We start from the raw sequence: 14,399 nt of genomic DNA on the forward strand, positions 1-14,399 counted from the left end.
GAGATAGCGTGCTGGAATTGTTTTATTTTTTATTTCTGACAAATCTATTATATAGATAAGAACGAAACTTATTGGGCATTAACCTCACTAAAGATCTTACTATCATATTGGCCATATACCGCGAAAATGAAATAAACCCCATCTGGTAAAAAATAGAGTGAAGTTTATTCTCATTTTTCAAATATTCTTTTCCACCCCTTCTTTGGAAGGTATCGGGTGAAGTCCTAAAATACAAAAGGCTTTCTTGTATATTATAGAACTTGAATCCCTGTTTTAGCATCCTTACCCATAGATAATAATCTTCGAAAAGAGGAAAATGTTGATAGCCTCCCGCAGCAATTACAGCCTCCTTCTTGAACATTACCGATGGATGATTGACCGGATTTCGCTTTTTGGCAAAAGCATATATTTCTTTATGGGTTTCCGGTACTTTTCGTATAGACAATATATTATCTTTATTACCCGAAAACTCATCTATCCATGAACCTATAACATCCAGTTCAGGATTCAGTTTAAATTGTTGAACCTGTTGCTCAAAACGAGAGGGTTGGGCAATGTCATCGGTATCCATTCTTGCCACAAGATTATTTGAACAGTGTGTCAATCCTATATTTAAAGCGATCCCCAATCCTTTATTTTCTGTCAGGGGAATAACTTTCAGAATTGGATATCTATTCAGATATTCATCAATGATAAAATCTAACGCGGGAGTTAAAGGCCCGTCTTTTACCAATACCACCTCATTAGGAGGGAGACTCTGTTGAAAGACACTATCCAAAGATTGTGTCAGATACTCCGGATTCTCTTTAAAATATATGGAAAGTAATACCGAAAAATTCATATCATTTATCTGAATAAAAAATTCCCTTGTATATCCCATTTGAGATATTTTTCAAATATTGCCTGCGTGGTTTGAGACAAAGGGGGTAGTAAAACATCTTAATGAAATATTTAAACCCATTCGATATCTTCCAATATAGTGGTACATATTTTCTTCTTAGCAATAGAAAATAATTCCTGTATTGATAGAATGTCCTGAATGGTGTGGGTATGGCAACCTTTTTAAAAAGAATGCTACGGTCTCCCTCCCCAAGTTGATGACTCAGGTGGTTATTTTCAGAAATGAAAAATCTTTTTTTTGTAAAATAGCCGGCTCTCCAGCACCATTCATGGTCTACTCCGTCGATAAATAATTTTGCATCCATTAGTCCAACTTCTTCGAAATTTGGAACCGGAATAAAAGATGCCGAACTAATCAACTCGGAAACCTCTGTTAATCCGTCTGTAATTTTTTTCCCTTTTTTTATTAACCCGATATAGGCCTTGTTATCTTGCCTATTGATAGGTCTTGGTCCTATTGCTCCAACATTCACCCCTTTTGTTCTCAAAAATTCCAAGTCCGATAATAATCCTTGTACTAAATTGTGAGGAGCTATACTGTCTTGATCCATGAATAACACATAATCGTATTTATTGCTTATTAGAAACTTTAATCCTTCATTTTGAGCCGCGGCAATACCGATATTACCATCCATCGCAGAATAAATGATCTTCTCCCTGTAATGATCAATAAATTTGAATTTCCCTTGTGGCTTGGAATTATTTGCGATGTATATGATATCCACCTGATCAATTAAAGCGCTGATAGACATCTCTAAGATGTCTATGTCAGGATTATAGAGTACCAGGATACAGCCTATTTTCATTTGCAGGTCATTTTATATTGTTGGCAATTTTATTTCATCTCTCTCGTTGCCATGCAATTCTCTCTTGGGATAAATTTCTTTCCATTTATCCATATGTGGAAAGTTATTTAAGGATACAAGGCAAATAATCACAACAATGTGATTCGTATCTAAGATATAGGGATTGGTAACTGCATATAAGACGTAACAAATATAAATCCATAAAAGATTTTTTTGCGGAATATATTTAATTGTCAAATAGAAATTTAAAGCGATGAAAATGAGAAAATTTAAAATTCCTAATTGATTGAAGAAATATACAATTTGCAATTCATAATATACATTATCAGTATAATCCCTATACATTGTTTTCTCTGAAATAGTATGTCCCAGCCCTTGCCCAAACAGAATTGTAAGAGTATTCTCCTGGACGTCATTCATCAATACATGGAATTGATCGGTTCTTGTGCTCAGGGAATTATCCTGCTTCCTATCCATTACATTTTCTACGTAAGAGAATATTATTGAGGATGTAATCAATAATATGAAACATAATGTGATGATTCTAATAGCAGCTTTATTCTTAGATAAACCATTAATATTTATGTATTTGACGAAGTGGAAGCAAAACAGAGAGATGAAAAATGCAAAATTACCGGCGATTAAGGTTCCGGACAGGAATATAATCCGCAGAATCCATTTTGATTTATTTGATTTAAATGGGAAAATGAAAGTCAGCATATAGGCAAAGGGAATTAAAGCATTACCTTTTAACTGAATAAAATAATAATATCCCGAGTAAGTATAAATGTCGCCCCATTCTTTTTCATTGAAGAAAAATCTGATAGGAAAATAAGACTCTATACTCTGGAAGAATAGCAGGTATAGTTCGATAAAAGTGATAAAAAGGCATTGAATTGTAACAAAGAAAAAAAGTATATTGATACTCTTAATAGGTAATTTAACGTAATAAGATAAAGGAATAAGAAGGCAAATGATACCAAACCTGATTATATAGGATAAATTATTTTGAGAAACGATTGAATAAGCAACTAATAAAACTAACCATAATAATATTACTCCATATTCAAAAAATACCTCTTTTTTTCTGGATAATGAATAGAGTACTAAAATTAAAATTGCAATATTGGATATAAATGAAAACGACGAAAAAGGAACCTGCCTTGTTAAAAGCAGGACTACGACCATCCAGAGAAATAGCTGGATCGTTGATTTTTGTAAAACAACTTTCAATGAGTTCATTAAAATATTTATTTCATTTTATCCTCGTCTTGAGAGTGCCGATATTTTTTGTCCGATCTGTATGAAAGGTCTGAATTTCTTTTCGAATGACGTTAACTTCTTATAGGCAATTATAGGATGTGGAAAATTGCAATCATAAAGTGCTTTATGTTTACTGTAAACATACTCATATATTTTTAATTGTGTCTGCTGGCTATTAAAAACATTATCTCCCATGGAATTCTCCTTTCTTCTATAATAAAAGCCGGTATAATTTATTCTATATGCATTTTTATTCAATGTATATAATAAGTTGATCCAGAACTCCCAATCCTCCCAACCTTGTTTCATATTTTCATCATAGCCACCTATTTGGCTCCAGTCATCCTTTAAAAAAATTCCCGAACAAAATATGTGATTGGAGCATAAAAGATATCTTTTATCAAAAGCAGGCAATTTCCATTTTCCTGTATGTTTATCAAAAAAAACAGCTTGGCAATATACTACTCCGATATCCTGTCTCGAATGGAATACCTTTATTGCTAATAATATGTAATCCGGTCCTATCTTATCATCACAATCGAGAGGAAGAATAAATTTACCGGTAGCTTTTGCTATTCCATAATTCCTGGCATTGCTTAATCCTCCATTTTCTTTTTTTAGATATATGAAACGAGAGTCTCTGTTTTGCCATTTTAAAGCAATCTCTTCTGTATTATCGGGGCTCCCATCATTTACCATTATACATTCCCAATTCGCATATGTTTGATCCAATACCGATTGAAGGCACTCGTCCATGTATTCTGCTTGATTGTAACAAGGAACTATTATAGATATTAATTCATTCATAATTAATGGAATCCTAATATTTTTCTAATTTTATATAGCCTTAATGCTAAATGCCGTTTTAATTTCACCGAGGAGTTCAAATTAAACGAAAATTCATCTTTTAAAACCAAAGATTTTTCGTGAGAAATTAAATTCTTATATTTTTTCGAAGAACTAATCCCATCTAAATAAAAGTTTGCAGCTATAATTTCCGAATTTTTATATGTAAATTCATATTTACAGATAGCTAATAGAAACCATTTCCAGTCAGACACGATCTTGAGATTTTCATCATACATCCCTATGTGGCTGAATAACTCCCGTTTAATTAACGTGGCAGGATGAGGAAGCGTCTCATATGTAAAATAGTTGAATGATAATTCCTTGGGATAAGTTTTTATAAAAGACTTGTCATTGGATGCAATAATATTTAAATTATTATATATAATATCATATTTATTGTCGTTCTCCCTAACAATCCTGTCAATTATATCCTGTTCAAAAAAATCATCGCCACTGTTTAAAAACATTATATAATCGGTCTTTGATTTTACAATACCTTTGTTCATTGCATTATAAATTCCTTTGTCGGGTTCACTTATCCAAAACGAGATTTTGTCCTGATATTTTTTTATTATGTCTACTGTCCCGTCAGTGCTGCCTCCATCAATAATAATGTATTGTTTGTTGTTATAAGTTTGATCTATAACGCTTTGTATTGTTTTTTCTATGCCTGTGACATTATTATAAACTACAGTTATAACAGCAATCGAAGGGTCAACTTGCATTAGCTTTGACTGTTCTTTATTTATTCCATATTCCATTTGCTTTACCAGAATATAATTTTTTACATTGAATGGGCATTAATATGGAGGTTGGTAACAAACTCAATGAAGAGGCTATTACTACTCCTGTTACTCCAAACATTTTACCTGCAATTATGGCGACAGGTATATATAATATAGCTACGATAACTGTTGTGTATAATTGTAGCTTTATCTTACCAATTCCGTTTATAAAATAAATAAAAGTGTTACTCCAATTAAAAAGTAATATATATATAGCGACAGCAATTGACAAGGAGAGAGGAATGATTACTTTATCTCCTACCCATAATTTATAGAAAATATTAGAAAACAGTATCATTATAAAGGTAATAGGTATAGATAGGAGATAAATCCGAATTAATTTTTTCAGAGAAATGAAAATCCAATCAAGATCTTTCTTGATATACGCATCTGTGGCTGCTGTCCAGAAAGGTGTGATAATAATAATATATATCATTGATAATACGTTGAAATATTTATACGCAATATTGTATTGGGTTACACTTTCTCCGCCAAACAATTGAGTTAAGATAATATTAGTGGACGAATAGACTACAATACAAACAGCCAATTGAATGATGAAAAATTGGACACCTAGTCCCATAAGTGTTTTAGTATATTTGAAATCCACAAAAGAGAAGGTAGGTCTCAAATAAGAATATTTTCCATAGAACAGTACAAAATAAGCCAAAACAAAAACTAATAAAGGCGAAGCGGAAAATGTGATTGCCACACCAGAGAGTGATCCAGGCCGGCTCGTTTTTGTAAAAATATATATGATTATTAAAGACAATAAATTACCCAAAACATTCAGTAAATCATTATATGCCGGTTGTTGATTTGCAATGAGTATAGTACCTACTGTTTTAAATACAAATTGTAAACAGAAAAAAGCAAATACGATCAAGACTAAATTATTTAATGTTTCCCTCTGCGAAATATCCGTATTTAATATCTTATCCCAGTACAGGAATTTATTGGCAATAAAAAAAAGGATAAAAAATACAAACATTATTATGGATAAAAGAATAAAAGCCGTACTTACGTATTTACGAGCCAGTAAATAATCCTTTTCTGCCAATGATTCTGCAAGTTTATTTCGTAACCCGTTGGATAATCCTATGTCAAAAAAATTTATCCATATTAGTAGAGAACTTAATGTAAGCCAAATACCATATTCATTTACATCCAAATAATCAATAGTAAGAGGTACTAACAAAAAAGATATAATTATACTGATTCCTTTTAACGAAAAAGAAAATAAGATGTTTTTACGAGCAACCGCAGTCCGATTGTCTATATTTTTGAATAATCTATTTAATATTGTCATTCAATTAATGATGGATTTTAAATGCACTGCGTGATTACCTTTTTGATGTAGTAGTTCGGATTTATATAAAAAATAATACAATGTTATCTTTTATATTTTACATTCTGAGTTAGATCATAGATTAATGGATTGACCAATATCCATCCAATACCGGATACAAATCCTAAAAAGATAAAAATAATAATGATCATACTACGTTTAGGCGCACTTTTCTGAACCGGTATGGCTACCGGTTCAATAACTGTAAGTACCGGCTTTGTTTCTTTTACTGCTATCTTAGCCTGTTCTAATTGCTTAGCTAATTCGTTGTATATTGTGAGAGCGATATCATACTCACTTTTGAGTTGTTGTTCAGAAGCACGGGACGAAGCAGTCGTAAGCTTACGGTTGGCATCTTGAAACGAGGCTAATTTTTCCTGCTTTTCTAAGAAATCAATCCGGGCGTCATTGAAACTTTGTTGAACAAAAGCAAGATTATCCTCTGCTTTTTCTGATTTAAATGAAGCGACATACTTTTCGAGTGTCTTACGTATTTGATCGGTCAGTCGTGCTGAGGATTCTGCTTCCGGAAAGGAATAGCTGATGGTGATATAGCCCTCTTTTTGGTTATGCATCAGTTGTAAAGACTTCTGAATAGCCTTATAAACCTGTGCTTCTTTTTTGCTGAGAACGGGAAACGAAACACTGTCTGACGAAACGTCGTCCTGTTCGTGGCTATCATCTCGCCCGCCAAATACTCCCGGTAATCCGATAGTATACTTTTTGATGGTTTCTATAAGATTGAACGGGCGATATTGACTATTTGTATAATAATCGTACAGGTTGATTTCTTTTCCTTCGGATTTCTTTACCTTAATGGATGTTTGCATAATTTCCCGGGTAAAGGGCACACTTTTCATTATAAGTGGATAGACTGACGGAGAAAGAACTTCTTCCATACCTAAAGAACCGATATTCATTCCCATCATAGCGGCAATGCCACCCAGATTACCCAAAGACCTCTCTTTCCCACTTTGCGGTACAACAGTGCAATAGGCAGTATATTTCACAGGAGAAAAGAGTGCGATAAATAACCCAATTAAGAGAAAAATTCCTGTTACCTTCAATATAAAGCGGCGTTTCAACCATGACTGACGAATAAGATCAGCAAGGTTGATTTCATTAGTCGTTTCTGGTGGAATTTTATTTTCGTGTATGTCTTGTGTCATGAATCCACTTTGTTTGATTATTTGACTAGATTGCTGATAAGTACGGCAATAGATACAATGGAGGTGGAGATGCCCAATATGCCTTGCAGTGACATAGGAGCTTTCTCGGGACGTTCGGGTACTACGATTTCGCAGCCGGGTTCGATTCTGGCCCAACGGCCAGTGGCGACCTGTCCGTTGGCATAAATCACAAACGGCTTGCTCTTCATTGCAAGGCGTGAGTATCCTCCCGCTTGTTGTATATACCCTCCCAGTTTCATGTTTTTTTGGAAAGTGACAGTATTGGGATACATAACCCCTCCGGAGATATTTACCGTATTATTGAATTGTGGAATGGTCAATACATCCCCTTCCCTTAGAATAATATCATCCTGGCCTCCCGGATTTTTCATCGCTTTGTCCAGGTCAATACCTACATACTGCTCTGTGAGGTCGAGGCTGTCGATAAGTTTTGACTCTGTCTCCATTCGCGCACGCGTTTTCAATGCTCTACGGGTTCTTTCTATCTCATCAGGAGTGAGCTTACGCAATAGCCTGGCTCCTTTGGGATAAGCATATTCAGTCAATCCTCCCGCTCTTTCCACTAATTCCGAAATTCGTTCATTCCGCGTCTTTTTTGCATAACGCCCGCTAAAGAGTATCTCTCCTTCTATCGTGACATTCCTCTGGGGCTCATAACCGGGTGAGCGGCGTACCACAATCTCATCGAATGGCTGTAAAGTAAAAGTGGGATCACTCGAAACGATGATACCTTCCTGTAATGTAAAGGTATAGACTTCACTCATAGTAGGTGGAATGGTCATGCTGGAGGGATCTTTGATACGTCGATAAACATCAACACGGGCAGTAGAGGCATCCTGGGAGAGTCCTCCTGCCTGCAAGATCACATCTTCTATTCGCATATTCAACGCAAATGGGTAACTGCCCCGATGACGAACTGCGCCATCAATATATACTGTTATGCTGTCTTCGAGCGAGAAGATGGACGGGATATGAAGTCGGTCGTTCTTGCGCAAAGGGATATCGGCTATCCGGTTATCAAGGAGTGCACTGAGATTGAATGACTCGATGGCTTGTCGCAGGTCTTCCCTTTCACGATAGAGAAGAGCCCGTTGCAGGTAGGCATCGCCGGTGGGGCCTAAAGCAATATTCACAAGGTCGCGTACGGTTTTGATACGGTCTCCCAGAGCATATTTTCCTGGGCGTTCTACTGCTCCTGTAATTTCTACCATATTGGAGAATTTCTCTAATACATTCCCCACTATGATCTGGTCACCGTCCTTCAGGTTGAAGGTGGCATATTCCGGCTGATTGAGGGTGAATGCTTCCATTTCGTTGCTTCCTTTCCTCTGGAGTGACACATTGCTTCGGTAGGCATTGCCGCTAAACCCCCCGGCAAAGCGAAGCAGGTCTTCCAGCGTTTCGTCTTCACGCATCTCATACCACATCGGCCGCCTTATTTCTCCGGTAATCTGGACTAATAAACTGTACGGCTCTACCATTACAATATCCCCGTCGTGCAGGCTGATGTCATCGATGCTGTTGCCCTTCATCAGATATTCATACAAGTCGACCGTGGCTACGTTCCTTCCACCACGAAAAATGCGTATATTACGCAAACTCCCCAATTGGGAGGGACCCCGCGCTACATAGAGCGCATGGAATGCCGATGAGAAGGAGGATAGGTCATAGGTGCCCGGGGCGACTACTTCTCCCATTACATGTACTTTGATGGTTCGCAGGTTCCCTACAGAAATAGCAAGGAAAGTGCCCGGCGTGGGCGAGTCGAGATCAGAATAAATGGTAGAGAACTGGGTACGTATTTTCGATTCAGCCTGCTGTATATTAAGGCTGTTCAGCATAATCCTTCCGACACCGGGTACAGTGATATAGCCGTCGGGAGTGATGATGTATTTCAGGTTTAATTCGGAATTACCCCAGACGTCGATGATAACTTCATCCCCGGGTCCTAATACATAATTGGCCGGGGTGGGCATATTGGTATTTGGGACAAAGCTGAGGTTTCTTGCAGAGAATAAATTTTGCCCGTAAATGCGGTCTTCCTGTGGGAGGCGGTCGGCTTCCGGAATCACGAGAGGTATCTCAGCTGAATCGCGAAGTACCGACCTTGGTGAGTTGATATCGGACATTGTGTCGAAGTCAGATGTATCCTGGTTTTCTTCATATTGGGCCCGGATACGTTGCAACTGGGATATGGTCACCCCTTTACTGTTCAGGTCCAACAGGATCTCTTCCTGTGACATATTCGAGTTTTGGTATTTTTTTAACTCTTGAATCACTTGTTGGTCGCTCATCTGTGCAGATAAGGCTCCGGCCAGCAAGAACAGCAAGGTTAACAGGCCAATAAATTTAGACTCTCTATGCATAGCAGTTTTAGTTTTTTCGTTATAGCCGATGATTGGTCATTCGACCGGTAACAAAAATAGTGGTAATTTTGATAACAGGCAATAAAAGAACTGTTATTTTCAGCGTATGCCAATGGCTCTCAGCCATCTCGGCTTTTTTGCCTTTGTTTGTTGCAGAGTGAGTTGTCCGGCCATCAGTGGAAGGGCATTGATGCCTGCCTCAGTGGCCTTGACCGCATTATAGATTACACCCCAATCCGGTAATCCTCCGAGGTTGCGATCGTCGATATACAAATCGGCATTCAACTTGCGTGCCACATTTTCTTTCATCTCTTTATTTTCACCACGGTAATTTTCATTTTCCGCATAGAAGTAGAGACCACGCTCTGCGCAGTAATCGACGGCATCCTGCAGGAGTTGTCCCCGTCGCACTGTCCACAGGATTAGTTTGTGTCCATCTTTTTGTATCTGCTGAAGAGTCTCGATAGCAAAAGGAATGGGTTTGCCAATCTTTGGGTAGGCATGTTCTACGATGGTTCCGTCGAAATCAATGGCTATAATCATAATTCAGTATGGATTGCTTTAAGAGTACAAAGGTACGAAAAAAGAGTGAATCTTGTTTTCGAAATGAATACTCTTCTGTTTATAAGCAAAGAATAATGTGAAAAGAGGAATATTATGCTAAATTTGCACTTCGAAATGATAGATATTACATCCTAATAACGACGATTGTTTATTCACAGTATGTACAAAATATTTCCTTTACTGATCTTGTTTTTAACCGGAACAATGAGTCTCTTTTCGTCAGCTCCGCCGGCAACGGAAGTGAGAGGGGTCTGGCTGACCACTAATTACGGATTGGACTGGCCGCGCAACCGTACCAATATAGAAATGCAAAAAAAAGAGCTAATCGAAATACTGGATAAGCTGAAAAAATATAATTTCAATACGGTGTTGTTTCAGGTGAGAGGTAGGGGAGAAGTGTTTTATAACTCGAAGATAGAGCCGATGTCGACTCTTGTTGCACCTGTGGGACCCGGGGGGGCGGCCTTTGACCCATTGGCATTTGTTATAGAGGAATGTCATAAGCGGGGATTAGTCTGTCATGCATGGATAGTCACTTACCCTTTAGGAACCGATCGCCATGTGAAGAGTTTAGGAAGCCGGTCGTTGATTAAAAAGAATCCGTCCATTACCAAACAGTTTAAAAAGGAATGGTTTCTTGACCCCGGAAATCCACGCACTGACGATTACTTGCTCTCAATCGTGAAAGAGATTGTGACGGGTTATGATATAGATGGAATCCATTTTGATTATATCCGTTATCCGGATAACAGGGGACGTTTCCCTGATGACGGAATGTATCGGCTATATGGTAAGGGAAAATCGCGTGATGAATGGCGAAGGGATAATATCACCCGTTTTGTAGTGAAAGTATATGATTGGGTGAAAGCTGAGAAACCATGGGTGCAGGTGAGCAGTTCTCCGTTGGGGAGATACCGTTCGCTGGGTGGTCATGGCGCGGGATGGACTGCGTTGGAGACGGTTTCACAGGATGCCGGTAAATGGATGATGATGGGTAAGCATGATGCGATTTACCCGATGATGTATTATAAAGAAGGGCTCTTTTATCCTTTCGTTGACGATTGGCTGAAGCACAGTAACGGTCGGATCATCGTACCGGGATTGGGCGCGTATCAGATGATAGAACTGGGTTGGTCGTGCCGGGATATATTGAATCAGGTGGATTATACCCGTAAGGGAGATACGTATGGGCAGGCTTATTTTCGTACAGATAATGTGCTTTCCGATACAAAAGGAATTCTTAATGAGTTGAAGGAATACTATCGATATCCGGCCAAGCTTCCCCCAATGACATGGCTAAGTGATTCTATTCCTGAAGGTCCGTTTGATTTGCGTGCAGAAAAAAATGAAGAGGGGGTATTTGAACTTTCATGGCAGGCTAATATCCGGGAAAGGATGACTTATAATGTTTACCGGAGTGAAATAGATACACTGCACACTGACAGGGCTGAGGAACTGATAGCGGTGGGATTGCATGAGACTGTGTATCATTGCCTGCCGGAGGAGAATGATAAGGCTTATTATTACTATATTACTACCTCGGATGCCTATTTTAATGAGAGTAGCCCGTGTATTCCGGCATTTTTCTTCCACTCGGAGATGGAGAAATGATATGCAATGAGAATAATGATCGACTGGCAGACAAGGAGAGTGAGAGTAGAATCTTGATTCTTGGCTCTTGACGCTTGATGCTAATTTTTAATTGAAATAACGAGGAAAAATCGAAAAAATAGAATAATTTTGTAGCCTATGGATACTGCTCAGAAATTGAAGCAACAGGTTAAAAATGAATTTATGGAATATTTGACACTCCATAAGCATAGAAAAACACCCGAACGTTTTGCCATTCTCGATCATATCTACTCTGTAAGGGGGCATTTTGATATGGATTCTCTTTACAATTCCATGATTGAAGAAAACTTCCGGGTGAGCCGTGCTACACTTTACAATACTATTCAATTGTTGTTGGATTGTGGATTGGTGGTGAAACATCAGTTTGGAGCGAACACGTCGAAATATGAACGGGCTTACGGCAATGAAAACCATGATCACCTTATCTGTACTACTTGTGGTGAGGTGCGTGAGATGACGGGTGACCTGCTGACGCCGGCCCAACTGAAAAAAATCAGGAAATTCAGCGTGAGTTATTATAGTACCTATATTTATGGTACATGTAGCAAATGTATCCACGCTAAGCGAATGGAATTGAGAAAACTGACGAGGAAAAATGAGGTAAAGCCGTTAAAAAGAGGTAGCGGCAAACAGAATAAGAAATAAATATATTCCGACTGTAAATTTGACAGGATATATTTTGGATAAAACAGCATAAATAGCTTAATGAATAATATAAAATGAAGGTTGACGTACTCTTGGGGCTCCAATGGGGCGATGAAGGTAAAGGTAAAGTTGTGGATGTGCTCACCCCCCATTATGAGGTGGTAGCACGGTTTCAGGGTGGTCCCAATGCGGGACATACGCTAGAATTCGAAGGCAAAAAATATGTCTTGAAATCGATTCCTTCGGGAATTTTTCAGGAAGGGAAAATAAATATCATCGGAAATGGTGTGGTGATCGATCCGGCGCTCTTTAAACAGGAAGTGGAGGGATTGGAAGCTGCAGGACACATCCTTACCGACCGGCTTTTTATTTCTAAAAAGGCACACCTTATCCTGCCAACCCACCGCTTGTTGGATGCCGCTTCGGAGAGATCGATGGGCGATGCCATGATTGGCACCACGGGACGGGGAATTGGCCCGGCTTATACCGACAAGATCGCACGCCATGGGTTGAGAGTGGGAGATTTGTTCCATAATTTTGAAGAAAAGTATCGTAATGCGGTATTGCGTCACAAGGAAATGCTGGATCACTATCAATTTGAGTATGATTTGACTTCGCTCGAAAAGCAATGGTTCGAAGGAATTGAAAAGATGAAACAGTTCACTATTATCGACAGCGAGCATTTCATTAATAAGCATCTGGCTTCGGGGGGATCGGTACTGGCTGAAGGAGCACAGGGGGCGATGCTGGACATCGATTTTGGATCATACCCTTTTGTGACTTCTTCCAATACCATCTGCGCCGGTGCTTGTAGCGGAATGGGAATAGCTCCCGGAAAGATCGGCGAAGTATATGGTATCTTCAAGGCCTATTGTACAAGGGTGGGCAGCGGTCCCTTTCCCACGGAATTATTTGATGCGGACGGGCAGTTATTGCGAGATAAAGGTAACGAATATGGTTCTGTGACAGGTCGACCACGCCGTTGCGGGTGGATCGACTTGGTGGCGCTGCGATATACAATCATGTTGAATGGTGTGACCCGTTTGGTAATGATGAAAAGTGATGTGCTGGACACTTTTGAAACGATTAAAGCTTGTGTCGCTTATAAGGTGAACGGAGAGGAAACTGAAGACCTGCCTTATGATATTTCAGAAGGGATTGAACCGGTGTATGTGGAACTGCCCGGATGGCAAGTGGATATGAGTAAGATGCAATCGGAAGATGAATTCCCTGAAGAATTCAATAGCTATCTCACCTTTCTGGAAACCGAACTGGGGGTGCCGGTGGCGATTGTATCGCTGGGTCCCGACCGGGCACAAACAATCATAAGATAATAATATATCAAACAATAACAAATGGCAACAATCTGGATTATATTTATAGCGATTGCAGTAGCAGGATGGATCGTACAGGCTACTCTGCAGAATCGGTTTAAAAAATACTCAAAGATACCTTTACGTAATGGGATGACCGGAAAAGAAGTGGCAGAGAAGATGCTGCATGACAATGGAATTTATGATGTGCAGGTTATCTCGGTAAGAGGGCAACTCACGGATCATTATAATCCCTTGAACAAAACAATTAATTTAAGCGAACCGGTATACGGATCTTATAGTGTTGCGGCTGCCGCCGTCGCAGCACACGAGACAGGACATGCTGTCCAGCATGCCACGGGTTATGCCCCGTTGAAGATGCGGTCGGCCCTTGTCCCGGTAATCTCTTCTACTTCGAAATGGGTGATGTGGGTGATCTTGGCAGGTATAATCCTGATACAAACTTTCCCGATGCTGCTCTGGTTTGGAATCGCAATGTTTGCGCTTACCACCCTTTTCAGTTTTATCACATTGCCGGTAGAAAAGAATGCTACCAACCGGGCTTTACGCTGGTTAAGCAGTGCTGGTATTACTGATGCAAGCAACCATACCCAGGCTGTGGATGCCTTGCGCTGGGCAGGATATACCTACGTGATAGCAGCACTCAGTTCATTGGCAACACTACTTTACTATATCATGATTGCTATGAGTGGTAGCAGAAGATGATCTGCACCTGTG

Annotated in this window: 12 protein-coding genes; 4 read left to right on the forward strand and 8 right to left on the reverse strand. The window is 39.1% G+C overall.

Going from position 1 to position 14,399, the window contains the following annotated elements; all coding sequences use genetic code 11:
- Positions 1–22: 22 nt before the first annotated feature.
- The 8 genes from B4G81_RS00530 to B4G81_RS00565 all read right to left on the reverse strand — a co-directional run bounded on the left by B4G81_RS00530 (position 23) and on the right by B4G81_RS00565 (position 10,050).
- Positions 23–841, reverse strand: coding sequence for a glycosyltransferase family 2 protein (locus B4G81_RS00530; RefSeq protein ID WP_294078917.1), 819 nt, complete (start codon positions 839–841; stop codon positions 23–25).
- Between the two features lies 1 nt (position 842).
- Positions 843–1,706, reverse strand: coding sequence for a glycosyltransferase family 2 protein (locus B4G81_RS00535; protein WP_294078920.1), 864 nt, complete (start codon positions 1,704–1,706; stop codon positions 843–845).
- A 1,260-nt stretch (positions 1,707–2,966) separates the two neighbouring features.
- Positions 2,967–3,776, reverse strand: coding sequence for a glycosyltransferase family 2 protein (locus tag B4G81_RS00540; RefSeq protein WP_294078923.1), 810 nt, complete (start codon positions 3,774–3,776; stop codon positions 2,967–2,969).
- A gap of 2 nt (positions 3,777–3,778) precedes the next feature.
- Positions 3,779–4,579, reverse strand: coding sequence for a glycosyltransferase family 2 protein (locus B4G81_RS00545; RefSeq protein WP_294078925.1), 801 nt, complete (start codon positions 4,577–4,579; stop codon positions 3,779–3,781).
- Positions 4,560–5,912 (reverse strand): LPS biosynthesis flippase, encoded by a 1,353-nt coding sequence (locus tag B4G81_RS00550; protein WP_294078935.1) that lies wholly within the window; start codon positions 5,910–5,912, stop codon positions 4,560–4,562. The genes B4G81_RS00545 and B4G81_RS00550 overlap by 20 nt, the downstream gene beginning before the upstream one ends.
- A gap of 83 nt (positions 5,913–5,995) precedes the next feature.
- Complete coding sequence (locus tag B4G81_RS00555; protein ID WP_294078937.1) at positions 5,996–7,120, reverse strand: Wzz/FepE/Etk N-terminal domain-containing protein; 1,125 nt, start codon at positions 7,118–7,120, stop codon at positions 5,996–5,998.
- 17 nt (positions 7,121–7,137) lie between these two features.
- Positions 7,138–9,507, reverse strand: a complete 2,370-nt coding sequence (locus tag B4G81_RS00560) for an SLBB domain-containing protein (protein ID WP_294078940.1) — start codon at positions 9,505–9,507, stop codon at positions 7,138–7,140.
- 99 nt (positions 9,508–9,606) lie between these two features.
- Positions 9,607–10,050, reverse strand: a complete 444-nt coding sequence (locus tag B4G81_RS00565; protein ID WP_294078943.1) for a BT0820 family HAD-type phosphatase — start codon at positions 10,048–10,050, stop codon at positions 9,607–9,609.
- Between the two features lie 180 nt (positions 10,051–10,230).
- On the opposite strand from B4G81_RS00565, the gene B4G81_RS00570 reads away from it, so the two are divergent.
- The 4 genes from B4G81_RS00570 to B4G81_RS00585 all read left to right on the forward strand — a co-directional run bounded on the left by B4G81_RS00570 (position 10,231) and on the right by B4G81_RS00585 (position 14,387).
- Positions 10,231–11,682, forward strand: coding sequence for a glycoside hydrolase family 10 protein (locus B4G81_RS00570; RefSeq protein WP_294078945.1), 1,452 nt, complete (start codon positions 10,231–10,233; stop codon positions 11,680–11,682).
- A 138-nt stretch (positions 11,683–11,820) separates the two neighbouring features.
- Entirely contained in the window at positions 11,821–12,348 is a 528-nt protein-coding gene (locus B4G81_RS00575) for a Fur family transcriptional regulator (RefSeq protein ID WP_294078948.1), read from the forward strand.
- 74 nt (positions 12,349–12,422) lie between these two features.
- Entirely contained in the window at positions 12,423–13,682 is a 1,260-nt protein-coding gene (locus B4G81_RS00580) for an adenylosuccinate synthase (RefSeq protein WP_294078951.1), read from the forward strand.
- A gap of 21 nt (positions 13,683–13,703) precedes the next feature.
- The gene (locus tag B4G81_RS00585) at positions 13,704–14,387 is read left to right on the forward strand and encodes a zinc metallopeptidase (RefSeq protein WP_294078954.1); all 684 of its coding nucleotides are present in this window, start codon (positions 13,704–13,706) and stop codon (positions 14,385–14,387) included.
- The last annotated feature ends 12 nt before the right edge of the window (positions 14,388–14,399 follow it).

The sequence above is a fragment of the Proteiniphilum sp. UBA5384 genome, assembly GCF_002410825.1.
Classification (GTDB): Bacteria; Bacteroidota; Bacteroidia; order Bacteroidales; family Dysgonomonadaceae; genus Proteiniphilum.